The following is a 25,469-nucleotide window of genomic DNA, read 5'->3' as shown; positions in this document are numbered from 1 at the left end:
AGGAGCGCGCGGCGCTCCCCGCGTGCTTATCCAGCCTCACGCAGCGAGCGCAGCACCCGCTGCACCGCGCGCGCCGTCTCGATCGGCTTTTCCATGGGAAAAAGATGCGTGCCCTCGATCCATTCGAGACGCCCCCGCGTTGCGCGACGCGTCGCTTCGAGGCCGACTTGGCGCACCTCCTTCGAATGCGTGCCCGCAATGAAGCCGACGGGCACCGGCGAGCCGTGCGCGAGACGCGCACCGAGCGTGCGCGGCAGTGTCCTGTAGATCAGGTACTCGATCTGCCGATCGAACGCGAGCGCGCGCGTACCGTCCACGGCCGTCTGCGGAATGCCGAAGTCGACATAGTCGGACAAGACCCGCTCGTCCCAGCGTGCAAATGCAGGCTTCGCGTGGAAATGACGCCAGGCTTCCTCCCGGCTCGCCCAGTGGGTGCGGCGGTTGCGCGTGGCGGCCGCTGGCGAGAGCCGCTCGTCGAGGCCCGTCCATTGCGACACGCGCAGCACGCTCGCACGCCAGCCCGCGACGACGGGCGAATCGAGCATCAGTACACCGCGCACGCAATGCGGACGCTTGAGCGCCGCCATCAGCGATACATAGCCGCCCAGCGAATGGCCGACGAGCCATACCGGTGCCTCGTATCGCCGATCGATGTCGGCGAGCAGTTCGTCGACGAGATGCGGCCAGTCGCTCGTGACCGGAAAAAGCGGATCGTGCCCGATGCGCTCGACGTAGCGGATCTCGTAGTCGTCGGAGAGCTCGGCAAACATCGTCCGGTAGATCGGTGCCGGAAAACCGTTCGCGTGCGAAAAGTGAATGATGTCTTTCAAGCGCCGCTGCCTCCGTCGTTATCCGCCGCCGTTGCCTGCCACCGCCCGCTCGTGCCTGGTCATGCCGGCGCTACCCCGCCGCGCCGCGAGGCCCGCTGTCCATTTGATCCATCCAATATCGTCGATGCGTATCGCGATAGCGCTCGAGCGTCGGCACGCCGGCATCGAGCTCCACGCGCACCGCACCGTCGCGATCGGTTCTCGCGAGCTCGATGCCGCGCCCCGCAAAGCGCGCCCACACACTCGGATGCGGATGGCCGAAGCGGTTGCGATAGCCTACCTGAAATATCGCGATGCGCGGCCTTACCGAATCGAGGAAAGGTTCGGTCGACGACGTGCGGCTGCCGTGGTGGGCCACGAGCAATACATCGGCCCGCAGCGCTGGCTGGGCGCGCAGGCGCAAGGTCTTTTCGATGGACGCATCGATGTCGCCGGTCAACAGCGCCACGAAGCCCGGCGCCTCGATCCGCAATACACAGGAGTGCGCGTTCGATTTGCTCGGCAAGGGGCCTGCGTCGGGCCACAGGACGGAAAACTCGACGCCGTCCCATCGCCAGCGCTGCCCCGAAGCGCAGCGCCGGCCCTGCGCATCGGCCGCCTGCGCCAGCGCCCATAGGCGATTCGACGTCGGCAAGCCGCCGAGCAATTGGCGCACGGGCACCGCATCGAGTACTGCCGGCGCGCCCCCGGCGTGATCGGCGTCGCCGTGGCTCAGCACGAGCGCGTCGAGCGTGGGCACACCATTGGCGACGAGAGATGGCACGACGATGCGCTCGCCGGCACTCGTCGACTCGGGGCCCGGCCCGGCGTCGAAAAGCAGCGCGTGCCGTGCCGTTTCGACGAGGATCGCCGCACCTTGGCCGACATCGAGGGCCGTCAGCCTGAACGTGCCGGGCGCCGGCGCGGGCGGCGGCAGCGCCAGAGGCAGCCACGCCAAGGGAGCGGCAAACCGGATCGGCCAGCCCCGCGGCATCAAGCACCACAGAACGCCCACGGCGGCCGACACCATTGCCCATGTCGAGGGCCGCGCGAGCCGCCACTCGGCCCATTCATACGCCGACAGCCTGGCCAGAAGCCGCATGAGCGGTGCAAGAAGCGTGTGGGCCAGCTCGAATGCGGCCGCGTCGAGCGGTGCGGGCAACACCACGGCGACGAGCACGACCGGCGTGACGACGAGGCTCACCCAAGGCACGGCGAACGCGTTGGCGAGCGGTCCCGCCAGCGAGATTTGCGAAAACCAGAACGCGGTCAACGGCGCGAGCCCGATCGTCACGGCGTATTGCGCGCGCGCCGCGCCCACCAGGCTTTCGCCCAGCCGTCGCGAACCCATGCGCCATCGGTCGCGCCATGACGCGCGCCGCTCGCTGCCGGGCTGCAACGGATCGTCGATCTCGGGCGTGTCGAGCTCGCGATCGCCAGGGCGCCGCAAATGGAACTGCATCGCCAGCGCGATGACGGCGACCGCGCCAAACGAGAGCCAGAAGCCGGGTGCGATCACGGCCCAAGGATCGGCGGCGAGCACGAGCACCGCAGCCCACGCCAGCACGAGCGACGACGCGATATTGCGTCCGAGCGCCGCGGCGGCGCTGACGACGACGAGCATCCACAACGCCCGCTGCGCGGGCACGTTGAACCCTGCAAGCGCGGCATAGCCGGTTGCGCACAGCGTGCCGGTCAGCGCAGCCGCAACAGGCGCAGGCACGATGAGCGGCCATTCGCGCCGGCCGCGACGCGCGAGCCACACGCCGAAACCGCATGAGCGGCGCCAGAGCCATGCGGCCAATGCGGCACTCGCGCCGGCAACGAAGCCGATATGCAGCCCGGAGATCGCGACGAGGTGGCTCGTCCCGGTGCGGCGCAATATCGTGCGGTCCGCCGCGTCGATCGCCTCCTGCGCCCCGATCGCCAGCGCCTTGACGATGCCAAGGTGCGGCGCCCCGGCGAGGGCCGCATCGATGCGGGCGGCCAGCATGAAACGCCAACGGTCGACGCGTGCCGCGAGAGTGCCCGCACGGCCGGGCTCCAGGCGCGCGGTCGACGGCGCGACGACATAACCGGTTGCACGCACCCCGCGTGCGAACAGTGCGGCCTCCCCATCGCGACCGTTGAAGTTCGCATTGCGATGCGGCCGCTTCAGGCGCACGGTCAAACGCCAACGCGCACCGGGGACGAGTTCGGGCACCCGGCCGCCGGCGCGTTCCGACCAACTGAGCTGAACGAGAGACGGAAAATCGTCGATGCCCAACCTGCTGCGGACATCGACGACGTCGACCGAAAACAAGAAGCGCACAAGGCCGGGTTCATGCGCCGGCAGCCCGCGGATGGCGCCGCTCAGCATCAGCTCGCGCCCCTCCCAATGCGGCGGCAAAGCCTCGCGCAAACGCCACTCGGCGCGCGACGCGGCGTAGCCATGGCCTATCAGCGCGGCCGCCAATGCGAGTGCGCCCCAGCGGCTCACCGGATGGCGCCGGCTCCATCGCACCGCGCGAGCGCACCATGTCGGTTCATCTTCGCCCGTGCCAGCCAGCCGTGGGATCGCCCCCGCGAGAAACCATCCGAGCGCGGCCAGCCCCACGAGTGCGCCGAGAGTCCATGCGAACCCGCCGGGCAGATCCGCGCGCTGCTGCAACGTAGCGATGCCGAGCACGAACCCGCAGAGCACCATCCGCATCCCGCCCCTCCTTTCGCAAGCGCCGAAAACGTGGCGCATTGGAACGAGCGATTATGGGTGGCGCGGTTCGAGTCGAGGCAATGCGGCGTAAGCGTTGGCCGTCGTGCCTAAGGCCAATCGGTCGATGTCGAGGCCGCGCAGCTCGGCGATGATCGCGCCGATGCGCGCGGTCTGATCCGGCGTATTGCGCCCTTTGTAGCGCCACGCGGGCGCGATATCGGGCGCGTCGGTTTCGACGACGATGGCTTCGAGCGGCAGCTCGGTGGCGAGCCGGCGAATCTGACGCGCCCGCTCGAAGGTGACGTTGCCGCCGAATCCGAGACGCATGCCTTGCTCGATGAAGGCGTGCGCCTGCTGAAAGCTGCCGTTGAAAGCATGCGCGATGCCGCATTTCACGCCGCTGCGGCGCAGCCCTTTCAGTACGAGGTCCTGCGATTTGCGCACGTGGCAAATGACGGGTAGATCGAACGCGCGAGCGAGCCGCAGTTGCGCTTCGTAGAAAAACCGCTGGCGCTCGTCGTCGAGCCCGGGCACGAAGTAATCGAGGCCGATTTCACCGATGCCGACGAAGCGTGGATCGGCGAGGCTCGTCTCGATCTCCCGCCGCAGAATGACGAGATCGTCCTCGCGCGCTTCTCGCGTGAACAGAGGATGAATGCCGAGCGCGTAGGCACCGCCCTCGATTTGCCGGGCCAGCCGCCGTACGGTTTCAAAATTGCCTGCGGCCACGGCCGGAATCACGATCCGCGAGACGCCCGCGTCGTGCGCCGCCCCCGCTACCGCCTCGCGGTCAGCGTCGAATTCGGCTGCATCGAGATGACAGTGCGTATCGATCCACATGACGGGCGGGCCGCGATATCGATGAGGCCCGGCTCAGACCGGCACCGTTGGATCTTCGTGCAGCACGCCGTCGCGCAGCCGCAGCGTGCGATCGCAGCGCGCCGCGAGATCGTGATCGTGCGTGACGATGACGAAGCTCGTTTGGAGCTTCTCCGAGAGCTCGAGCATCAGGTTGAAGACCGTATCGGCCGTGCCGCCGTCCAGGTTGCCGGTCGGCTCGTCCGCCAGGACGCAGGCCGGCTCGGTGACGAGCGCGCGCGCGATCGCCACGCGCTGGCGCTCGCCGCCCGACAGCTCGCCGGGCCGGTGTTGTGCCCGATGCGCGAGCCCGACGCGTTCCAGCATGCGCATCGCTTCGCGTCTCGCGTCGGCGCTCGTGAGCCGGCGAATGCGAAGCGGCATCGCGACGTTGTCGAGCGCGCTGAATTCGGGCAACAGATGATGGAACTGATAGACGAAGCCCAGGGCGCGATTGCGCAAGTCGTTGCGCTCGCGCTCCGCCAGTTGCGTGAAGGGCTTGCCGAGCAGCGACACGTGTCCGGCGCTCGGCTCGTCGAGCCCGCCCAGCACATGCAGCAGCGTGCTCTTGCCGGAGCCCGAGGCGCCGACGATTGCGAGCTTCTCTCCGCGCCGCACCGATAGGTTCGCGCCCGTGAGCACCGGGACATTCAAGCCGCCTTGCACGAACGTTTTCGAGATTCCGGTTGCCTCGAGCACGCTTTCCGCCACAACGGCCGGACCTGTCGCCGCGCCTCGACCGATCATGAGTTCACTCATAGCGCAGCGCCTCCGCGGGCCGGACCTTCGCGCCACGCCAGCTCGGGTAGAGCGTAGCGAGCGATGACAGCACGAATGCAATCACGCCGATCCGGAAGACGTCTGCGGGTACGAGCTCGGACGGCAGCTCGCTGATGAAATAGACGGACGGAGGCAAAAACTGCACGCCGAGCAGATGCTCGATCATCGGCACGAGCCACGGGATGCTCCAGGCGATGAGCGTACCGAGCGCCACACCGGTTGCCGTACCCGCGAAGCCGATCGTCATGCCCTGCACGACGAAGATCTTCATGATCGAGCCCGGCTGCGCGCCGAGCGTGCGCAATATTGCGATATCGGCCTGCTTGTTCGTGACGGTCATGACGAGCGACGATACGAGATTGAACGCCGCGACCGCGATGATGAGCGTCAGGATGATGAACATCATGCGCTTCTCGATCTTGACCGCCGAGAACCAGGTCTTGTTCTGCTGCGTCCAATCGCGAATGTACAACTCGCCCGACAAGCTGCGCGCGAGCTCGTGCGCCACACGCGGTGCCTGCTGCATGTCCTTCAGGCGCAGCCTGACACCGGTGGGCGCCGTGAGCCGGAACAGCGCCTCGGCATCGCGGATGTTCACGAGGGCGAGCGTGCTGTCGTATTCGTAATGCCCGGACTGGAACACGCCCGCCACGGTGAACTGCTTGAGCCGCGGCAACATGCCGGCCGGCGTGATCGATCCTTCCGGCGCGACGAGCGTGATCTTGTCGCCGACCGTCACACCGAGCCCGTCGGCCAGATCGGCGCCGAGCACGATATTGAACTGTCCGGGGGCGAGATCCGTGAGGCGTCCCGCTTTCATTTCCTTGCCGATGTCCGATACCTGGGGCTCGAGCGAAGGCTCGACGCCGCGCAGGGCCACGCCGCTCACCGCGTCGCCGCGCGTGAGCAGCGCCTGCGCATCGACATAAGGCGCGGCGCCGATCACCTCCGGATTCCGGCGCGCTTCCTGGGCCGTCAACTGCCATTCGGGCATCGCACCGTTCGGAGAAAAAATCTGCACGTGCGCGAGCACCGAGAGCATCCGGTCGCGCACTTCCTTCTGAAAGCCGTTCATGACGGAGAGCACGACGATCAGTGCGGCGACCCCGAGCGCGATGCCCGACATCGACACCAGTGCGATGAACGAGATGAAACCGTTGCCCGTCGTACGTTTGCCGGCGCGCGTGTAGCGCCAGCCGATTTGCCATTCGTAAGGGAGTTTCAAGCGAGTCCTTAAATCCGTTGCGCATCGGCATCGCATGCGACGCAATGGACGTGCCGCAGCGCGCGCACTGCCGATCAAGGGCGCAGTTTGCCATACAATGCCCCCCATCATGCACGCCAACCGTCTTCATCTGCTCTTGCCGTTCGCGTTGCCGACGGCCGCCGACGCGCCAAGCGAACTGCATTCGCTGCGCGCGCCAGCCCTCGACAAACTGCTCGCACGCGCCACGCTCGTCGAGCGCGTGGCGGGCGAAGACTTTCAGCGCACCCTGCCGCACGAGCGCTGGGTGGCGCGCCAGTTCGGCGTGCTCGCCGACGCTGCCGCATCGAGCGCCGCCGACGAGGCGCCGCTCGCGCCCTATATGATGCAGGCGGATGGTGCCGACCCGGGCGAAGCGGTCTGGGCCTGTGTCGAACCCGTCCATCTGCGCGTAGCGCACGACCATCTGGTATTGCTCGATCCGGCATCGCTTCAACTCCAGGACGAAGAGGCCTGCGCGCTTTTCGACATCGCGAGGCCGCTCGTCGAAGAGCTCGGAATGCGCATCGAGGCACCGCGCCCCGACCGCTGGTATCTGAGCGGGGAGGCGCTCGGCTCGCTGGCCGGCGCCTCGCCGCTGCGCGCGAGCGGGCGCAGCGTCGAAATCTGGCTGCCGCACGACGCCCGCACGGGGCAACGCTCGCGTGCCTGGATGAAGCTTCAAAACGAAGTCCAGATGGCGTGGTTTGAACATCCGATCAACGAAGCACGCGAGGCACGTGGCCTGCCCGCGATCAATTCGCTCTGGCTGCACGCGCAAGGTGCCCGCCAGAGCGTGCGCAGTCCGTTCGCACGAGTCTTCTCCAACGCCGCCGCCACGCGCGGGCTCGCGCTGGCCGCCGGCGTCGCGGCGAGCGCGCCGCCCTCCTCGTACGAACGGCTGCCGGCCGCCGCCAGTCCGGCGGCAGCCGGCCTGGCGGGCGGCGGCACGCTGGTCGAACTCGAAGCGTTCGCGACGCCCTTCATCGCCCAGGACTGGCCCGGCTGGAGTCATGCGCTCACCGAACTCGAGCAGGCGTGGTTCGCGCCCGCGCTCGCGGCGCTGGAAGGCGGAGACATCGGCTCACTGGTCTTGACGCTGTGCGGCGATACGGCATCGGTGACGCTTGCCGCCGGGCGCGGCGATTTGCGCCGGTTCTGGCGTCGACGCGTGCTCGCTTCGCTGTTCGAATGACGCGCCGCTCATATCAGGCATCGCGCGCACGGCGCACGGTCTGCGCGACAACATCACCGTTTCCGATCTTTTCCGACTTGCCATGACCCGAATCGTGACGCGCGCGCCCTCGCCCGCAGACGTTGCTGCGCTGATCAGCCGAGGCCTGCACCCTGTGTTGGCGCGTCTATACGCTTCCCGAGGCGTGTGCCTGCCGGAAGAAATCGAAACGACCTTCACCCGGCTCGTCCCGCCGGTCGCCCTGAAGGGCGCCAGCGACGCGGCCGAGCTGCTCGCCGATGCGATTGCCGCCAAGCGGCGCCTGCTCGTCGTCGCCGACTACGACTGCGACGGCGCGACGGCATGCGCGGTGGCCGTGCGCGGTCTGCGCATGTTCGGCGCGACGATCGACTATCTCGTGCCCAATCGGTTCGAATACGGCTATGGGCTGACGCCCGAGATCGTCGAGCTGGCAGCCGCGCGCTCGCCCGACCTGCTGATCACCGTGGACAACGGCATCGCGAGCGTCGACGGCGTGGCCGCAGCCCGCGCCCGTGGCATCGAGGTGCTGATCACCGATCACCACCTGCCCGGCGACGTCTTGCCGGACGCGCGCGCCATCGTCAATCCGAATCAGCCGGGCTGCACGTTCCCGAGCAAATGTATCGCCGGCGTCGGCGTCATGTTCTATGTGCTGCTCGCGCTGCGGGCCCTGTTGCGCGAACGCGGGGCGTTCGACGCGCCCGGCGTGACCGAGCCGCGGCTCGACGGGCTGCTCGATCTCGTTGCACTGGGCACGGTCGCCGATGTCGTCAAGCTCGACGGTAACAATCGCGTCCTGGTCGCGCAGGGTCTCGCGCGTATCCGGCGCGGCCGTATGCAGCCCGGCGTGGCGGCGCTTTTCCGAGCCGCCGGACGCGATGCCCGCACTGCGTCGGGCTTCGACCTCGGCTTCGCACTCGGGCCGCGCCTGAACGCAGCCGGGCGGCTCTCCGATATGTCGCTCGGCATCGAATGCCTCATCACCGACGATGTCGGGCGCGCGTGGGAGCTTGCCCAGCAGCTCGACGCGATGAACCGCGAGCGCCGGGAGATCGAAGCCGGCATGCAGGAGCAGGCGCTGGCCGATCTCGCCGGGGTCGATCCATCGGGCACGACGACGATCACGCTCTTCAATGCGGCGTGGCACCAGGGTGTGATCGGCATCGTCGCGAGCCGGCTCAAGGAGAAGTTCCACCGGCCGGCGTTCACATTCGCGCCCGCCGACGAGCGTGGTCTCGTCGCCAAAGGTTCGGGCCGCTCGATCCAAGGCTTTCATCTGCGCGATGCGCTCGATTTGATGGCCAAACGCGAGCCGGGCCTGCTTGCGAAGTTCGGCGGACATGCGATGGCGGCCGGCGTCACGCTCGCCGCGGCCGATGTGCCGCGCTTTGCAGCAGCGTTCGAAAAAGTAGGACGCGAATGGCTCAGCGAGGATGTCCTGGCGCGCGTCGTTTTCACCGATGGCGATCTCGAAGACGCCTATTTCACGCCGCAGATCGTGGAAATGCTCGACGCGGCCGTCTGGGGTCAGGGTTTTCCGGCGCCGACGTTCTCGGGCGATTTCGATGTGGTGTCGCAGGCGCTCGTGAAGGACAAGCACCTGAAGCTGCAACTGATGCGCGGGCGTCAGCGATTCCAGGCGATCTGGTTCAATCACACGGAGCCGCTTCCGGCGCGCGCGCATATCGCATATCGGCTCGCCTGCGATAGTTGGAACGGTGTCGCGCGCGTGCAGCTTTTCGTCGAACATGCGGTCGGCCCGGACGAGGCCGGCTAGCGGCTCGACTGCTTGCGTCATTCGCACCGGGATGACCGATGCCCCCCTCCATCGAATTCGACTCCTCATCGGGAAGTCGCAACTTTTTTGCGCTGCAACGTCACCTACGTGCAAATGGGGCCATGCGCCTCGGATGTACGCCTCGCGATGGCTATCGTCGTCACAGCCTGTCACGGCTGGCCGGTCGCGAAAAGGGAGATGACTGCAATGACGCTGTATTTTGTGCGCCACGGGGAATCGCTCGCCAACGAGCAGAACTACTTCGCAGGATCGAAGAATTCGCCATTGACTTCGCTCGGCCGCCGGCAAGCGCAGCAGGCCGCGCGCTACGTTCGCCGCCTCGGCCTGACGTTCGATGAAGTGCACATATCGACGCTCGAGCGTGCCCAGGCAACGGCCACCATTATTCTCGAAGGCGCTGGCGGCACACCGCGCATCGTGCACAGCGAGATGCTGGTCGAGCGCGACTTCGGAATCTTCGCCGGCAAGAACAAGACGCTGATCAAAAAATCGATCGGACACGGGCTCTACGATTTCTGTTTTCACCACCCGGATGGAGCGCCGCCGCAAGGCGAGCATTGGATGGATTTGTTCAGTCGTTGCAAGGCCTACTACGAGGACGTCCTTGCACCGCTCGATCGGCAAGGCAAGAACGTGCTCGTCGTCGCGCACAAGTATGTCGTGGAGATCTTCGCGCTGATTGCTTCGGGCTTGCCGACCGAAGACTACATCGACTTCCGGTTGCCGAATTCACGTCCGCTCTCGTGGAACGATCTGAAATCGATGACGGCGCGCAGTTCGTCGACACTCAACTATATTGGCGAACACGTCGAGATCTACCTGCTGCAATGGATGCTCGCTGCCGCGCTCGCCGGTTTCGTATTTTCGTTCTTCGGCATGGCCTTGCCGCACACGTGGAGCAGCGCCGCCATCGTGGCACTGCTCGCACTGAATGCATTTTTTCTCGCGCTGCGAATCGAGCCGCAATCGCTGCGCGCGAGCGGCGGTCCGGAGAACGTCGCGCTCGCGATCATGAGTTCCGCGCGTGTGGCCGGCGCGTGCATTTTGCTCACCTGCTTTCGCAGCGAATGGCTTCATCTGGTCGGGTTGTTGCTGATCGTGCCGCCCGCGCTTTCCGTGCCGACGTTCTCGCTGGCTCGCGGCGGCGACTATTTTTTCGCCGCGCGCTACACGCTCGCGCTCTCGATCGTGCTACCGGTCATCCTGCTCGCGCTCTTCGTGGGGCATCATCAAGTGGTCGGCGACGTGCGCGCGCTGCAGCGGTTCTTCGTGGTGCTGGTCATCGCGCTCGCGCTGCCCTCGCTTTTCGCGCAGAGCTGGCGGTACGCTCGCCCGATTGCCGCAGGCCGGCTGAATACGAACTGGGGTTGGACCGGTTCCCTCGCAATGGTCTTCCTCGCCTTTCTCGTAGCGCTTCGCTCGGGCGGGCCGCTCGTCGCCGCCGCGCTGCATTCCAGCAGCTGGCATCCGTGGGCGGCGTTGCTGCTGCCGTTCCTCCTCTTCGGAGCGAGCCGTATCGGCAGCGCGCTGTATATGCTCATCCAGGAGCGCCTGAGTGCGCGGACGATCGCGCCGGCCGTCGCACGCGACATTCATCTGTTGCAAACTTCGCCGAACATTTTTCTGTGGCTGAGCCTGCTCATGCCGGAGGCGTTTCGCCACGCGCCGACACTCGTCGCGGGCACGCTGCTCGGGTTCTTTGCGTTCGCGCTGATCGATGAAACGATCGTCGTGAGGCAGTTTCGGCTCGGCGTGACGCTGACGATGTTCGGTGCGCATCGCCGCGATCGTCGGTTCGCCGACGCGCCGCGTGGGGTTTCTGGTGAAACGCTGCAGCTCGTCCCGAGCAGCGAGCCGTAATTCTTTCGACGGCGAAATGCGCTCGAGACGGTGCGAAGCGGTGGACGCCGATCGGCTATAATTTCCCCTTTTGACGACGCAAAAGCAGATCGACATGGAAGCGGAACGCCTGAATGCCATCGAGAGCTCTCTCGCCGACCTGCGCCGCCGCGCAGGCGAGCTACGGGGGTATCTTTGACTACGACGCCAAGGCTGTACGGCTGATCGAAGTCAACAAGGAACTCGAAGACCCGAACGTCTGGAACGATTCGAAGCACGCCCAGGCCCTCGGCCGGGAAAAGAAGATGCTCGAAGGCGTCGTCGACGTACTGAGCACACTCGACAACGACCTGCGCGACACGAAGGATCTCTTCGACATGGCGCGCGAGGAAGGCGATGAAGACACGCTCGTCGGCGTCGAAAGCGACGCTGCGAAAATCGAGCAACGCGTCGCCGACATGGAATTCCGCCGGATGTTCGCGAATCCGGCCGATCCGAACAACGCGTTCATCGACATTCAAGCGGGCGCGGGCGGCACGGAGGCGTGCGATTGGGCGTCGATGCTGCTGCGTCAATACTTGCGCTACTGCGAACGCAAGGGCTTCAAGGCCGAAGTGCTCGAAGAATCGGAAGGCGATGTTGCGGGCATCAAGAGCGCGACGATCAAGGTCGAAGGCGAATACGCGTACGGTTTCCTGCGCACCGAAACGGGCGTGCACCGCCTCGTGCGCAAGTCGCCGTTCGACTCGTCAGGCGGTCGTCATACGTCGTTCTCGTCGGTGTTCGTCTACCCCGAAATCGACGATTCGATCGAAGTCGACATCAATCCGGCCGATCTACGGATCGATACCTACCGCGCGTCGGGCGCGGGCGGTCAGCACATCAACAAGACCGATTCCGCCGTGCGTATCACGCACTTGCCATCGGGCATCGTCGTGCAGTGCCAGAACGACCGCTCGCAACACCGCAACCGCGCCGAAGCCATGGCGATGCTGAAATCGCGCCTGTACGAAGCGGAAATACGCAAGCGCCAGGCGGAGCAGGACAAGCTCGAATCGAGCAAGACGGACGTAGGCTGGGGTCACCAGATCCGTTCCTACGTGCTCGACAACAGCCGTATCAAAGATCTGCGCACCAATGTCGAAATCAGCAATACGAAAAGTGTGCTCGACGGCGATCTCGATGCGTTCATCAGCGCGAGCCTGAAACAAGGCGTGTAAGCGCCTCATCGTGTCGTGCCGGACGCGCGACAGCCGGCACCGGGCGGCCGCGCGACGTGCGCCGCCCTCCCCCACAGTAGAGAATCATGACCGAACCGACCCTTTCGAGCCAGGACGCCAGCGTCGACGAAAACAAGATCATCGCCGAGCGTCGCGAGAAACTGCATGCGCTGCGCGCGGCGGGCGTAGCCTATCCGAACGACTTCCGTCCGACGCACGAGGCGGGCAGTCTGCAGGCCGATTACGCCGATGCGGACAAGGACGCGCTCGAGGCCACGGCGCTGCAAGTGGCCGTCGCCGGCCGCATGATGCTCAAACGCGTCATGGGCAAGGCGAGCTTCGCCACGGTCCAGGACGGCTCGGGTCAGATTCAGTTCTTCGTGACACCCGCCGATGTCGGCGCCGACACCTACGATGCATTCAAGAAATGGGATCTCGGCGACATCGTCGCGGCGCGCGGTGTGCTCTTCCGGACGAACAAGGGCGAGCTGTCGGTCCGATGCACTGAATTGCGGCTGCTGTCGAAGGCGCTGCGGCCACTTCCCGACAAGTTCCACGGCCTCGCCGATCAGGAAACGCGCTATCGGCAGCGCTATGTCGATCTGATCGTGACACCCGAAGCACGCCAGACCTTCGTCGCGCGCACGAAGGCGATTTCCTCGATTCGCAAGTTCATGTCGGATGCGAATTTCATGGAAGTCGAAACGCCGATGCTGCACCCGATTCCGGGCGGCGCGGCGGCCAAGCCGTTCGTTACGCATCACAACGCGCTCGATATGCAGATGTTCATGCGCATCGCGCCGGAGCTCTATCTGAAGCGGCTCGTCGTTGGCGGGTTCGAGCGCGTGTTCGAGATCAACCGCAACTTCCGCAACGAAGGGGTCTCGCCGCGGCACAACCCCGAATTCACGATGATGGAGTTCTATGCGGCCTACACCGATTACGTGTGGCTCATGGACTTCACCGAGCGCCTGATCCGTCAGACGGCCGTCGACGCGCTCGGCACCGCGACGATCACTTACCAAGGTCGTGAGCTCGATCTGTCGAAGCCGTTCCATCGATTGACGATCACCCAGGCCATCCGCAAGTACGCGCCCGACTATACGGACACGCAACTGGGCGATGCGGCGTTCGTGCGCTCGGAGCTCAAGCGCCTTGGCGTCGACACGACGCAACCAATGTTCCTGAATGCAGGCCTCGGCGCCCTGCAGCTTGCGCTGTTCGAAGAGACGGCTGAAGCTCAGCTGTGGGAGCCGACGTTCATCATCGACTACCCGGTCGAAGTCTCGCCGCTTGCGCGCGCATCGGATTCGGTCGACGGCATCACGGAGCGTTTCGAGCTCTTCATTACCGGACGCGAGATCGCGAACGGTTTTTCCGAGCTCAACGATCCCGAGGACCAGGCTGCACGGTTTCGCAAGCAAGTCGAGCAAAAGGATGCGGGCGACGAAGAGGCGATGTACTACGACGCCGACTACATCCGTGCACTCGAATACGGCATGCCGCCCACAGGCGGATGCGGCATCGGCATCGACCGGCTCGTGATGCTGCTCACCGATAGCCCCAGCATTCGCGACGTCATTCTCTTCCCCCACCTGCGCCGCGAGGATTGAGCGCCGCTCCAGGCCGCGCGCGTCGTTCGACTTTGTAACCATCGGTAAAAGCTGCGGCGCGCAGCGTGTGGCGGGCGTGGCGTTGAAGGTGTCGCACCCTTTGCGCCCCGCAGAAGACGCTCCGCCGCAGCGGAGCAGCCCTATGCTCGCGAAAAAGGCGCCTCGTGCAAGCGGTTACAAATTGAAACGTCGGCCGTGGACCTTTCGCCGAAACTGTCTGTGTCTAAATCAGCGCGCACAGCAAGCACTACATCGTCTCGACGAGGTCCGCCATGAATCAACCCACCACGTCGCCACGCCGCCTTCATCCGCTGATCGCTACCGCGGCTGCGACGATCATCATTGCAAGTCTTGCCGCGACCGCCGCGATCACGGGCGTGTTCCCGAAAGCATCGGGCACCGGCGGCGAGACTGCTCAGACCCAATCGGCCCAGGTGGCCCAGGTGGCCAATCAGCCCGTCGTGGACACCGCAGCGCCCGCCGCCGTTGGCGGTAGCCAACAGCAGGCCGCCGCGCAGCCTCCGGGTGCCCAGGCCGGCGAAGCGACGAGCGGATACGCCGGCCAGCGGCAGCCGTCGCAACCGCTTCAGTCGTCGGTCAGCCCCAGCCAGTCTGCCGCCCAACCGCCGGCTGAGAGCGCCTATGCGCAGCCACCGCAACCACAGCCACAGCCACAACCGCAGTACGCTCAACAGCCCTACGGACAGCCGCAACAGTACGCCCAGCAGCAAGGCAACCCGCAGCCTTCGTACGCGCCGCAGCAAACCCAGCAGCCCTACACGCCGCCGCAGCAACGCGCGGCTGCACCGTGCGCAAGCTGCGGAACGGTCGAATCGATTTCGGCCGTGCGCCATGAGGGCCGCGGCACGGGGCTCGGCGCGGTCGGCGGTGCCGTTGCCGGCGGCTTGATCGGCAACCAGTTCGGCGCTGGAACTGGCCGCTTGGGCATGACCGCGTTGGGGGCCGTGGGTGGCGGTTTTGCCGGCAACGCCGTCGAAAAACATCTGCGCAGCTCGACCGTGTACCAAGTCCGCGTGCGAATGCAGAACGGACGTACGCGCTATTTCACTTATCACCAGGCACCGCCGTTCCAACAGGGAGAACCCGTGCGGATCGAGCATGGCGCGCTCGTCGCACGTTAAGCGCAAAGGCAGCCCCGGGCTCGATCGAGCCCACAAACAAAAAGGCGATCCGCTCGGCGGATCGCCTTTTTATTCATGACCGGCGGGCCCCATCGCGCGGGCGCCGGTCACTCCTGAGCATCTTCGATCCAGGCCAGCTGAATCGCTTCGAGGATCTTTTCGTTCGAACGCTCGGGGTCGTCGTCGAAGCCCTCGAGCTCCGTGACCCAACGATGCAAGTCGGTGAACCGCACATATTGCGGATCAACATCGGCATGCTTGTCCGTGAGGGCCATTGCGATGTCCTGGGTGTCCGTCCACTTCATGGCTGCTCCCTCCTCCTCAGTGGTTTTCCTTCGCGTGGTTGATCGAATAACGTGGGATCTCGACCACGAGGTCCTCGCCGGGCGGCACGATCGCCTGGCATGAAAGTCGTGATGTCGGCTCCAGCCCCCACGCCTTGTCGAGCAGATCGTCCTCGTTCTCTTCCGAGGGTTCGAGCGCTCCGAAGCCTTCTCGAACGATCACATGACAAGTGGTACACGCGCAAGACATTTCGCAAGCGTGCTCGATCTCGATGCCGTTTTCGAGCAGCGTTGCGCAAATGCTCTTGCCCGGCTCGGCTTCTATGACAGCCCCTTCCGGGCACAGTTCGACATGAGGCAGCACCACGATTTGCGACATACGGATTCCGTTCGGTCAGTAAGATGTGCGGCGGCGGGCGCGCTGTCAAGCACGCTCCGCCTGCCAGTCAGATTTCGTCGAGCTTGCGCCCCTGCAAGGCAGCGCGGATGCTCTTGTTCATCCGCCGAGCGGCAAACTCATCGGTCTCGGCGGCAAGCGCTTTCGTTTGCGCCTCGATCGCATTCGCGTCGGCGCCGCTCGCGGCCGAGCGAAGACGGTCGAGCGCGCTGACGACGCGCGAACGCTCGTCGGCGTCCAACAGTTCGCCGTCCGCGGCCAGCGCGGCCTCGGTCGCTTCGCTGAGCCGCTGAGCTTCGACCTGCGCCTCGCGCAGCGCGCGTGCCCGCATGTCGACTTCGGCGGATTGGAAGCTGTCCTCCAGCATGCGCGCGATCTCGTCATCGGCCAAGCCGTACGACGGTTTGACGACGATGGATGCCTCCACGCCCGAGTGCTGCTCGCGCGCCACGACCGAAAGCAATCCGTCCGCATCGACCTGGAACGTCACGCGAATGCGCGCCGCACCGGCGGCCATCGGCGGGATGCCGCGCAACTCGAAACGGGCGAGCGAGCGCGAATCGGACACGAGCTCGCGCTCGCCTTGCACGACGTGGATGGCCATCGCAGTCTGGCCGTCCTTGAACGTCGTGAACTCCTGCGCACGCGCGACCGGAATCGTCGAATTGCGTGGAATGATTTTCTCGACGAGTCCCCCCATCGTCTCGATACCGAGCGACAGCGGAATGACGTCGAGCAGCAGCCAATCGTCGCCGCCGCGATTGCCCGCGAGCAGGTCGGCCTGAATCGCCGCACCGAGTGCGACGACCTGATCCGGATCGAGGTTCGTCAGCGGCGGTTTCCCGAAGAATGCCTCGACGGCACGCCGAATCACCGGCATGCGGGTTGCGCCTCCCACGAGCACCACGCCTTTGATCTCGGCCGGCGACACCTTGGCATCGCGCAACGCCTTTTTGGTCGGCGTCAGCGTGCGCTGCACGAGCGGCTGCACCAGCGCCGAAAACGCCGCTTCCGTCACGGGAATCGAGATCATCGTGCCATCGGAAAGCGTCGCTTCGAGCATGACCTCGGGGACAGTCGATACCGCCTCCTTGGCCGCGCGCACGCGATCGAGCAGCAGGCGGACATCCTCGGGCGGCAAATGCTGCTGGGCCAGCCCGGCCTCGCTCAAGACATGGCGATAGAGCAGATGATCGAAGTCGTCCCCGCCGAGCGCCGAATCGCCGCCCGCCGCGAGAACCTCGAAGACACCCTTGGTCAGCTTGAGGACCGAGAGATCGAACGTTCCGCCGCCCAGATCGTAGACGGCGTACAACCCTTCGGAACCATTATCGAGGCCGTAGGCAATCGCCGCCGCAGTCGGTTCATTGAGCAGCCGCAGCACATCTATCCCGGCCAGGCGTGCGGCGTCCTTCGTTGCCTGGCGCTGCGCCTCGTCGAAATAGGCGGGCACGGTGATGACCGCTCCGACGAGCTCGTCGCCCAGCGTATCCTCGGCGCGCTGACGCAGCGTCGCGAGAATCTCGGCCGACACCTCGACCGGACTCTTGATGCCCGCGACCGTGCGAATCTGGACCATGCCGGGCGCCTCGACGAAATCGTAAGGCGCGTTCTCGGCACCGTCGACTTCCGCCTTGCCGCGTCCCATGAAGCGCTTCACGGAAACGATGGTATTGCGCGGATCGAGGACGGCTTCTTCCTTCGCCCTCAGTCCGATGCGGCGCCCGCCTCGTTCGAGATAGCGAACGACGGACGGCAGCAATACGCGACCGTGCTCATCGGGCAGCGCGTCGGGCACGCCGTTGCGCACCGCGGCAACGAGGGAGTTCGTCGTACCGAGGTCGATACCCACGGCGAGCCGCCGCTGATGCGGCGCCGGTGCCATGCCGGGTTCGGAGATTTGCAGTAAAGCCATCTGTAGTTATCTTCGGGGAGACTGCGCTGCCGTTGTCGAATATGAGCCCTAGCCGTTCGCATAGGGGCTCGGCTCAGTCTCAATGTTCGAGCCGCTCGATCTCTTTGCCGAGCTCGGCAACGACGCGCTCGATGAACATCAACTGCCGCACCGCTTCCGCGGCCGGCTGATTGGCACCGCTGTCGAGCAACGCGGCGAGCTTGTCGAAGCGCACGCGTTCCTCCTCGCGCAGTTCTTCGAGCAAGTCGTCCAATGCCGGAACGCTGCGCGCGGACGCGGCGTCTTCCACGCGCTCGCGCCATTCCATCTGCTGCATCAGGAACATCGGCTCCATCGCCGTATTGTTCTCGGCATCGACATCCACGCCGCGCAGCGATAGAAGATAGCGCGCGCGCTTCAACGGATCGCGTAACGTGCCATAAGCCTCGTTTGCGAGCGCGGCCCACTGCATGGCCACCCGCTTTTGCGCGTCGCCCGCGGCGGCGAAGCGGTCCGGATGAACTTGCGTCTGGACCGTCCGGTAAGCGGCATCGAGCGCCTGGATGTCCAGCGCAAACTGCTCGGGCAGATGAAAGAGATCGAAGTGGCTTTGATGAATCGAGGCCATGAAAATCGGTTGTCGGTTAAAAGCACCCGGCATCGCAGCGATACCGCGCCCATGCGTGACGCCGAAGCGCGAACTCCGATCGACAAAAAGGCGGCCCGCGCCGCCCTTTGCCCGCCGATTGCAGCGTCAGACGCGGAACGATTCGCCGCAGCCGCACTCGTCCTTGACGTTCGGATTGTTGAACTTGAAGCCCTCGTTCAATCCCTCACGCGCAAAATCGAGCTGCGTGCCGTCGATATACGCGAGGCTCTTCGGATCGACGATGACCTTCACGCCGTTCGATTCGAACACTTGATCCTCGGGCTCGAGTTCATCGACGTACTCGAGCTTGTAGGCGAGACCCGAGCAGCCGGTCGTACGCACGCCCAGCCGCAATCCGATGCCCTTGCCGCGCCGTGTCAGGTACTTCTGCACCTGCTGCGCTGCCTTGTCCGTCAATGTAATTGCCATGGCACGTTAAGCAACTTGCTGTTTCACTTCCTGCGCGGCCTCGCCAGCAGCGCCGGTGTGGCGTTGCTTGTAGTCGGCGACCGCGGCCTTGATCGCGTCCTCCGCCAGAATCGAGCAGTGGATCTTGACCGGCGGCAGCGCGAGCTCCTCGGCGATCTGCGTATTCTTGATCGAGAGCGCCTCGTCGAGCGTCTTGCCTTTCACCCACTCGGTCACGAGCGAGCTCGACGCGATGGCGGAACCGCAACCGTAGGTCTTGAACTTGGCATCCTCGATCAGACCGTCGGCGCCGACGCGGATCTGCAGCTTCATGACGTCGCCGCAGGCCGGCGCGCCGACCATGCCGGTGCCCACTGCGTCGTCGTCCTTGGCGAACGAGCCGACGTTGCGGGGGTTCTCGTAGTGATCCAATACTTTGTTGCTGTAAGACATGGTCAAAACTCCTTGATTCGCCTGATTCGTTTAGTGCGCGGCCCACTTGATCGTGGAAAGATCGATGCCGTCCTGGTGCATTTCCCACAGCGGGGAAAGGTCGCGCAGCTTGGCGATCTTGCTCTTGAGCAAGTCGATGACATAATCGACGTCCTGCTCGGTCGTGAACCGGCCGACCGTAAACCGGATAGAGCTGTGCGCGAGTTCGTCGTTACGACCCAGCGCGCGAAGCACGTAGGAAGGCTCCAGCGACGCCGACGTACAGGCCGAACCGGACGACACGGCCACATCCTTGATGGCCATGATCAACGATTCGCCCTCGACAAAGTTGAAGCTCAAATTCAGGTTGTGCGGAATCCGGCGCTCCATGTCGCCGTTGACGTAGACCTCTTCGATCTCCGACAACCCGCGCAGCAAGCGGTCGCGCAACATCCGCACGCGTTCGTTTTCCGTGGCCATTTCCTCGCGCGCGAGGCGAAAAGCCTCGCCCATGCCGACGATCTGATGCGTCGGCAGCGTACCCGAGCGCATACCGCGCTCGTGGCCGCCGCCATGCATTTGCGCTTCGATCCGCACGCGCGGCTTGCGGCGCACGTAGAGCGCACCGATACCCTTCGGGCCATAGGTCTTGTGAGCCGAGAACGACATCAGGTCGACCTTGAGCCGGCCCAAATCGATCTCCACCTTGCCCGTGGCCTGCGCGCCATCGACATGAAAAATGATGTTCTTTTCACGGCAGATTTCGCCGATCGCTTCGATGTCCTGAATAACACCGATCTCGTTGTTCACGTACATGACCGACACGACGATCGTGTCCGGCCGCAGCGCCGCCTTGAAAACATCGAGATCGATGAGGCCGTCGCTCTTGACATCGAGATAGGTGACATCGAACCCTTCGCGCTCGAGTTCGCGGCAGGTATCGAGTACCGCCTTGTGCTCGGTCTTGACCGTCACGATGTGCTTGCCGCGACTCTTGTAGAAGTGCGCAGCGCCCTTGATGGCCAGGTTGTCCGATTCGGTCGCACCCGACGTCCAGATGATTTCGCGCGGATCCGCCTTCACGAGCGCCGCAACCTGCTCGCGCGCCTCTTCCACGGCACGCTCCGCTTCCCAGCCATAAGCATGGCTGCGCGAAGCCGGATTGCCGAATTGCTCCCGCAAATAGGGAATCATCTTGTCCACCACGCGCGGGTCGACGGGCGTCGTCGCGCTGTAGTCCATATAGATGGGCAGGTGGGGGCTCGGGTTACTCATCAATCGCTCCGGGGAAATCGTTGTTTTGGGTCAGGCGCCCGCTCGGCCATGGCATCCGCTTTCATATGCCGGCGCGCGCAGCATTCGTTCACGAACTCGCGATATTGAATACCGAGTTCGGTCCTTTGGGCGCCAGACGCGGTGCCTCGGGCGCCGCCGGCTCGCTGCGCCGATCGTGGAGCACCGTGGACGCGCCTTCGCGCGAGCGCTGCTGATCGACCAGGTCTTGCAGCGAGACCGAATCGAGATACTCCACCATCTTCTGGTTCAGCGTGGACCAGAGCTCATGCGTCATACAGTGGCCGTCGTTTTGCTTCGTCCCCTCGCACGAACCCTTGCCGCCGCATTGCGTGGCATCGAGCGGTTCGTCGACGGCAATGATGATGTCGGCGACAGTGACTTCCTGCGCGCGGCGCGCGAGGTTGTATCCACCGCCCGGCCCGCGCACCGACTCCACGATCTCGTGGCGGCGCAGCTTGCCGAACAGTTGTTCCAGATAGGACAGCGAAATGCGCTGGCGCTGGCTGATGCCGGCAAGCGTCACGGGACCTTGATCCTGGCGCAAGGCCAGGTCGATCATCGCCGTGACGGCGAAACGGCCTTTGGTGGTGAGTCTCATGATTGCGGGGGGACCGGATTCTCGACGATTTTGGTCAAGTATAAATACATGAGGATTTTAGTCAAGTATCCCTCCTTCCGGGGCGGTTATGGGTGCACGATCAAATCAAGCCGTCTCACCGGCCAGCCCGGGACGCAGGCGCGCGAGCAAGCCGCGGCAGGCATCCTCGCATTGATCGAGCACGAGTTCGAACCCCTCGCCCCCACCGAAGTACGGGTCCGCGACCTCGTTCACCGCCGGCTGGCTGCCGAACTCCATCAGAAGTCGGACGCGCGAGCGCAGCGCAGGCGGACACAACTGCCGCAAATGGGCGAGATTCGCGGCGTCCATCGCAAGCACCAGATCGAATCGCTCGAAATCGGGCGCGGCGATCTGCCGGGCTCGTAGTCCCGACAAGTCGAACCCGCGCCGGCTTGCGGCCGTCTGCGCCCGATGATCGGGCGCCTCGCCGACATGCCAGTCGCCCGTGCCCGCAGAATCGACGGTGATCCATTCCGTGAGGCCCGCGGCTTCGACTTGCGCGCGCATGACGGCTTCAGCCGTCGGCGATCGACAGATGTTTCCCAGGCAAACGAAGCAAATGGCAACGGGTTTCATAAAGCACCCGGCGCGTCCGGGTTGGCACATGGATCCAGGTCGGCTGCCGGCCACCGCTGCCGACCCGGCATTATAGGACCGGGAGCGTTACAGCGCTTGCGACGGCTCGGTGTCCCTGGCCGCCGAAACGCTCGAGGACGCGCGCACCGGCTGCGTACCGACGAGCCCGTACGAGACTGCGCGCGCCAGCTCGGCGCTGAGTTGCGCCGCCGCCAGCGGCGCATGCGAACTGTGTTGCCGGCGCTCGCCATAACCCTGCATCGCTGCCATCGCGGCAAGCATCAGAACGACGGCCAGGGGCCAATAGACGGATATTTTCGTTTTCATAGTGCGCCTCGTTTCGCAACGGACATGCGCCCTCGCATGCCCGCATTCTGTGAGACGTATTTTATAGACGCCGCCTATCGAGACAAAGATGGGAATAGCGAATTCAGCGTTACGCCAGCGCAAACAATGCGCCGCATCGGCAGCATCGATATTCGCGTTGCTCTTCGCGCCGATTAGTCGCGATGACTGCGCTGCGCGGCATAGAGCTCGCGAAACGTGCGCCCGACCGGCGCCGGCATGTCGCGCGTGGCAGTCCATCCCTGGCCGAACGGCAGCCGGGTGATCGCGCGGCGCTCGCCGCCCATGCGCTCGAGCACGCGCACCATCAGTTTCGCGACGAGCGCATAAAGCGCGGGACGCGAGGCGACGAATCCCCAGACGGCCAGCGCCGCGCGCTCGGTCACCGGCCGGAGATGACGCTCGGTCTGCTTCTCGCGCAACTTGCGCAGCAGGTCCGAGATCGGAATCCCCACCGGACAGACACTGTTGCACTCCCCGCACAGCGTCGCCGCCTGCGGCAGATCGAGCGCCTTGTCGAGCCCGACGTAGCTCGGCGTGAGTACCGAGCCCATTGGTCCCGGGTAGACCCATCCATACGCATGGCCGCCGACTTTCTGATACACGGGGCAATGATTCATGCAGGCTCCGCAGCGGATGCAGCGCAGCATTTCCTGGAACGCTCCGCCGATGAGGCCCGTGCGTCCGCCATCGACGAGCACGACGTACATGTGCTCCGGCCCGTCGCCATCGCCCTCGCCGCGCGGCCCGGTCAGCAGCGAAAAATAGTTCGAGACCGTTTGCCCCGTCGCCGAGCGCGGCAAGAGGCGCATCGCAACAGCCAGATCCTCCAGCGTCGGCAACACTTTTTCGATGCCGGTCACCGCCACGTGCACGCGCGGCATGACGGTACACATCCCTTCATTGCCCTCGTTCGTCACGATCGCGACGGAGCCCGTCTCGGCAATCACGAAGTTGCCGCCCGTCACGCCCATGTCGGCGGAAAGAAACTGGGGACGCAGCACCTCGCGAGCTTCGCGCGTCATGGCGGGAATTTCGGTGAGACGCGCCCGACCGTGGGTCTTGGCGAACAGATCGGCGATTTCTTCTTTGTCCTTATGGACGACGGGCGCGATGATGTGGCTCGGCGGCTCGTTGTCGTTGATCTGCAGGATGTACTCGCCGAGATCGGTCTCCACGGACTGCACGCCCATCTCCGCCAGTACGGCATTCAGACGCATCTCCTCGGAGACCATCGACTTCGTCTTGATGACCTTCTTGACGTCATGCTTGCGCGCGATCTCCCCGACGAGTTGCGCCGCATCGCGCGTCGTTTCGGCGAACAGCACGGTGACGCCGCGCCGGGTCGCTTCGCGCTCGAACGTTTCGAGCCAGACGTCGAGATTCTCCAGCGCACGATCGCGGCGTGCCTTCAGCGCCGCGCGCGTTGCCGGGAAGTCGATCGCCTGCATGGCCTGCGCACGCGCGCTCACGAACTTCGTCGAGAGCTTGGTCAGGTTGTGCTGCAATCGCGGATTTGCCAGATTTTCCTTGGCGCGCGCCTTGAAATGCATCGATTGGACTTGCATGGTCGGCCCGACGTAACGAAGAAAAAAGCCCTGTCAGAGATCCGCGGCGAGCACCTGGGCAATATGCAGCACGCGCGTCGTCGCATCGCCCGTGCGGCGAAGCCTGCCCTCGATGTTCAGCATGCAGCCGAGGTCCCCGAGTACGACGGTCGCGGCGCCGCTCGCGCGGATGTTCTCGCACTTTTCGTCGACGATCGCCGTCGAGATGTTGCCGTATTTGACCGCGAAAGTGCCGCCGAAACCGCAGCAGTGCTCGCACCCTGGCATTTCCGTCACCGCCACGCCCCGCATGGCGAGCAACGCGCGCGGCTGCTGCTTCACGCCAAGCTCGCGCAGCCCGGCACAGGAGTCGTGATAAGTGACCGGTCCGGCGGATTCGGCCCTCGGCAACTCGATCTTCGCCACATTCACGAGGAAATCGGTCAGCTCGAAAACCTTTGCCCGCATCCGCTCGTAGCGGCCCATGAGCTCCGGATCGTCGCGAAAGAGATCGGCGTAATGCACGCCGATCATGCCGCCGCACGAACCGGACGGAACGACGACGTAATCGAATTGCTCGAACTCGCGCAGCGCCTTTTCGGCGAGATCGCGCGCGATGCCCCGCTCGCCCGAGTTGTAGGCGGGTTGCCCGCAGCAAGTCTGCGCGGGCGGCACGACGACTTCGAACCCTGCACGCTCGATGAGCTTGATTGCGGCAAACCCGATCTCCGGGCGCATGAGATCGACGAGACAGGTGACGAACAATCCGACTCGCATGGCGGCTCCGTTGGAAAAACGCCTGTCATTATGCGTCGTTTGCCGGCGTCGGCAACACGAATCGAGCCGGAACGCAGAGTTCAAGCAATATTCAAACGCCGTTCGCTTTTTTCACAATACGAGATACAATGTTTTTTTGCTTTGCGTCAATCGATCCACGATGAGCGATACGAATCAGGACTCCAAGACATCGATCCAGGTGATCGAACGAATGATGCGGCTGCTCGACGCCCTGGCCGCGCATAGCGATCCGGTCAGCCTCAAGGAGCTGGCGATCCGGACGGAGCTCCACCCGTCCACGGCACACCGCATTCTCAACGATATGGTCACGTGCCGGCTCGTCGATCGCTCGGACCCGGGCACCTACCGGCTGGGCATGCGGCTGCTCGAACTCGGCAATCTGGTCAAGGCGAGGCTGTCGGTGCGCGATGCGGCGCTGATGCCGATGCGGGAATTGCACCGCCTCACGGGACAGACCGTCAATCTGTCCGTCCGGCAGGGAGACGAGATCGTCTATATCGAACGTGCGTATTCGGAGCGCTCGGGCATGCAAGTGGTCCGGGCGATCGGCGGGCGCGCTCCATTGCACCTGACTTCGGTCGGCAAGCTTTTTCTCGCCGTTGACGAGGCTGCGCGCGTGCGCGCCTATGCCACGCGCACCGGCCTGTCGGGCCATACCCAAAACAGCATCACCGATCTGGCCCGGCTCGAGCGCGAACTCATGCAGGTTCGCCAGCAAGCGTGCGCGCGCGACAACGAGGAGCTCGAACTCGGCGTACGCTGCATCGCCGCCGGGATCCATGACGATACGGGCAAGCTCGTCGCGGGCCTGTCGCTGTCGGCACCGGCAGACCGGCTCCAGGACGCCTGGCTCGTCCACCTGAGCCGCACGGCGCTCGTCATTTCCGAAGCCCTCGGTTATCGCCCGGAAGCAGCGACCGAAAACGCCAAGGCGAAAACAGCCTGAGGAAAGGGGGCGAACGCAGGAGCGAACGCGCAAGCCGCCAAAGCGCCACCCCGCCGCACCGCCTCAAA

At 64.9% G+C, this 25,469-nt stretch carries 24 protein-coding genes; 7 read left to right on the top strand and 17 right to left on the bottom strand.

Annotation, left to right across the window (positions count from 1 at the left end; translation table 11 throughout):
• Positions 1–26: 26 nt before the first annotated feature.
• The 5 genes from VGL01_RS15500 to VGL01_RS15480 all read right to left on the bottom strand — a co-directional run bounded on the left by VGL01_RS15500 (position 27) and on the right by VGL01_RS15480 (position 6,364).
• Positions 27–830: an alpha/beta hydrolase gene (locus tag VGL01_RS15500; RefSeq protein ID WP_331570795.1), complete on the bottom strand. Its 804-nt coding sequence runs from the start codon at positions 828–830 to the stop codon at positions 27–29.
• A 70-nt stretch (positions 831–900) separates the two neighbouring features.
• Positions 901–3,501 carry a DNA internalization-related competence protein ComEC/Rec2 gene (locus VGL01_RS15495; RefSeq protein WP_331570793.1) on the bottom strand — a complete coding sequence of 867 codons (2,601 nt, stop codon included), beginning with the start codon at positions 3,499–3,501 and terminating at the stop codon, positions 901–903.
• A gap of 51 nt (positions 3,502–3,552) precedes the next feature.
• A complete protein-coding gene (locus VGL01_RS15490) occupies positions 3,553–4,341 on the bottom strand; it encodes a TatD family hydrolase (protein ID WP_331570791.1) in 789 nt (262 codons plus the stop codon).
• 33 nt (positions 4,342–4,374) lie between these two features.
• Complete coding sequence (gene lolD, locus VGL01_RS15485; protein ID WP_331570789.1) at positions 4,375–5,118, bottom strand: lipoprotein-releasing ABC transporter ATP-binding protein LolD; 744 nt, start codon at positions 5,116–5,118, stop codon at positions 4,375–4,377.
• Entirely contained in the window at positions 5,111–6,364 is a 1,254-nt protein-coding gene (locus VGL01_RS15480) for a lipoprotein-releasing ABC transporter permease subunit (protein ID WP_331570788.1), read from the bottom strand. Before VGL01_RS15480 ends, lolD begins: the two co-directional genes overlap by 8 nt.
• Positions 6,365–6,461: 97 nt before the next feature.
• Between VGL01_RS15480 and VGL01_RS15475 the strand changes: the two genes are divergently transcribed.
• The 6 genes from VGL01_RS15475 (at position 6,462) to VGL01_RS15450 (ending at position 15,210) form a co-directional block, all read left to right on the top strand.
• Entirely contained in the window at positions 6,462–7,577 is a 1,116-nt protein-coding gene (locus tag VGL01_RS15475; RefSeq protein WP_331570786.1) for a regulator, read from the top strand.
• 82 nt (positions 7,578–7,659) lie between these two features.
• Positions 7,660–9,375 (top strand): single-stranded-DNA-specific exonuclease RecJ, encoded by a 1,716-nt coding sequence (recJ, locus tag VGL01_RS15470; RefSeq protein WP_331570784.1) that lies wholly within the window; start codon positions 7,660–7,662, stop codon positions 9,373–9,375.
• 207 nt (positions 9,376–9,582) lie between these two features.
• Positions 9,583–11,256 carry a histidine phosphatase family protein gene (locus VGL01_RS15465; protein ID WP_331570782.1) on the top strand — a complete coding sequence of 558 codons (1,674 nt, stop codon included), beginning with the start codon at positions 9,583–9,585 and terminating at the stop codon, positions 11,254–11,256.
• A gap of 94 nt (positions 11,257–11,350) precedes the next feature.
• Positions 11,351–12,455 (top strand): peptide chain release factor 2 gene (gene prfB / locus VGL01_RS15460; protein WP_331570780.1). Its coding sequence is split into 2 segments (ribosomal slippage): positions 11,351–11,431 and positions 11,433–12,455, totalling 1,104 coding nucleotides; the frame shifts between segments, so codons are not numbered across the junction.
• 86 nt (positions 12,456–12,541) lie between these two features.
• Positions 12,542–14,068: a lysine--tRNA ligase gene (gene lysS, locus VGL01_RS15455; RefSeq protein WP_331570778.1), complete on the top strand. Its 1,527-nt coding sequence runs from the start codon at positions 12,542–12,544 to the stop codon at positions 14,066–14,068.
• A gap of 272 nt (positions 14,069–14,340) precedes the next feature.
• Complete coding sequence (locus tag VGL01_RS15450; RefSeq protein WP_331570776.1) at positions 14,341–15,210, top strand: glycine zipper 2TM domain-containing protein; 870 nt, start codon at positions 14,341–14,343, stop codon at positions 15,208–15,210.
• Between the two features lie 107 nt (positions 15,211–15,317).
• Here VGL01_RS15450 and iscX read toward each other — a convergent pair whose 3' ends face one another.
• The 12 genes from iscX to VGL01_RS15390 all read right to left on the bottom strand — a co-directional run bounded on the left by iscX (position 15,318) and on the right by VGL01_RS15390 (position 24,434).
• Complete coding sequence (gene iscX, locus VGL01_RS15445) at positions 15,318–15,515, bottom strand: Fe-S cluster assembly protein IscX (protein ID WP_173255431.1); 198 nt, start codon at positions 15,513–15,515, stop codon at positions 15,318–15,320.
• 16 nt (positions 15,516–15,531) lie between these two features.
• Entirely contained in the window at positions 15,532–15,873 is a 342-nt protein-coding gene (gene fdx, locus VGL01_RS15440; RefSeq protein ID WP_331570774.1) for an ISC system 2Fe-2S type ferredoxin, read from the bottom strand.
• Positions 15,874–15,940: 67 nt separating this feature from the next.
• Positions 15,941–17,806 (bottom strand): Fe-S protein assembly chaperone HscA, encoded by a 1,866-nt coding sequence (hscA, locus tag VGL01_RS15435; protein WP_331570772.1) that lies wholly within the window; start codon positions 17,804–17,806, stop codon positions 15,941–15,943.
• A 79-nt stretch (positions 17,807–17,885) separates the two neighbouring features.
• Positions 17,886–18,413: a Fe-S protein assembly co-chaperone HscB gene (gene hscB, locus VGL01_RS15430; RefSeq protein ID WP_331570770.1), complete on the bottom strand. Its 528-nt coding sequence runs from the start codon at positions 18,411–18,413 to the stop codon at positions 17,886–17,888.
• A 126-nt stretch (positions 18,414–18,539) separates the two neighbouring features.
• On the bottom strand, positions 18,540–18,863 hold the full coding sequence (gene iscA, locus VGL01_RS15425) for an iron-sulfur cluster assembly protein IscA (protein ID WP_173255427.1): 324 nt from the start codon (positions 18,861–18,863) through the stop codon (positions 18,540–18,542).
• Between the two features lie 6 nt (positions 18,864–18,869).
• Entirely contained in the window at positions 18,870–19,295 is a 426-nt protein-coding gene (gene iscU / locus VGL01_RS15420) for a Fe-S cluster assembly scaffold IscU (RefSeq protein WP_331570768.1), read from the bottom strand.
• Between the two features lie 30 nt (positions 19,296–19,325).
• Complete coding sequence (locus VGL01_RS15415; protein WP_331570766.1) at positions 19,326–20,549, bottom strand: IscS subfamily cysteine desulfurase; 1,224 nt, start codon at positions 20,547–20,549, stop codon at positions 19,326–19,328.
• A gap of 88 nt (positions 20,550–20,637) precedes the next feature.
• Positions 20,638–21,168, bottom strand: a complete 531-nt coding sequence (gene iscR / locus VGL01_RS15410) for a Fe-S cluster assembly transcriptional regulator IscR (RefSeq protein WP_173255424.1) — start codon at positions 21,166–21,168, stop codon at positions 20,638–20,640.
• A 105-nt stretch (positions 21,169–21,273) separates the two neighbouring features.
• Entirely contained in the window at positions 21,274–21,765 is a 492-nt protein-coding gene (locus VGL01_RS15405; RefSeq protein ID WP_331570764.1) for a low molecular weight protein-tyrosine-phosphatase, read from the bottom strand.
• Between the two features lie 87 nt (positions 21,766–21,852).
• Positions 21,853–22,092, bottom strand: coding sequence for a hypothetical protein (locus VGL01_RS15400; RefSeq protein ID WP_331570762.1), 240 nt, complete (start codon positions 22,090–22,092; stop codon positions 21,853–21,855).
• 173 nt (positions 22,093–22,265) lie between these two features.
• Complete coding sequence (locus VGL01_RS15395; RefSeq protein ID WP_331570761.1) at positions 22,266–23,678, bottom strand: lactate utilization protein B; 1,413 nt, start codon at positions 23,676–23,678, stop codon at positions 22,266–22,268.
• Positions 23,679–23,711: 33 nt separating this feature from the next.
• Positions 23,712–24,434, bottom strand: a complete 723-nt coding sequence (locus VGL01_RS15390; protein WP_331570759.1) for a (Fe-S)-binding protein — start codon at positions 24,432–24,434, stop codon at positions 23,712–23,714.
• A gap of 160 nt (positions 24,435–24,594) precedes the next feature.
• Here VGL01_RS15390 and VGL01_RS15385 point away from each other — a divergent pair, with 160 nt between their 5' ends.
• A complete protein-coding gene (locus VGL01_RS15385; protein ID WP_331570757.1) occupies positions 24,595–25,401 on the top strand; it encodes an IclR family transcriptional regulator in 807 nt (268 codons plus the stop codon).
• Positions 25,402–25,469: the final 68 nt, after the last annotated feature.

The sequence above is a fragment of the Trinickia sp. genome (assembly GCF_036503415.1).
In the GTDB taxonomy this organism is placed as follows: domain Bacteria; phylum Pseudomonadota; class Gammaproteobacteria; order Burkholderiales; family Burkholderiaceae; genus Trinickia.
Note: the sequence above shows the minus strand (reverse complement) of the source record. Positions and strands in the feature narration are given on the sequence as shown.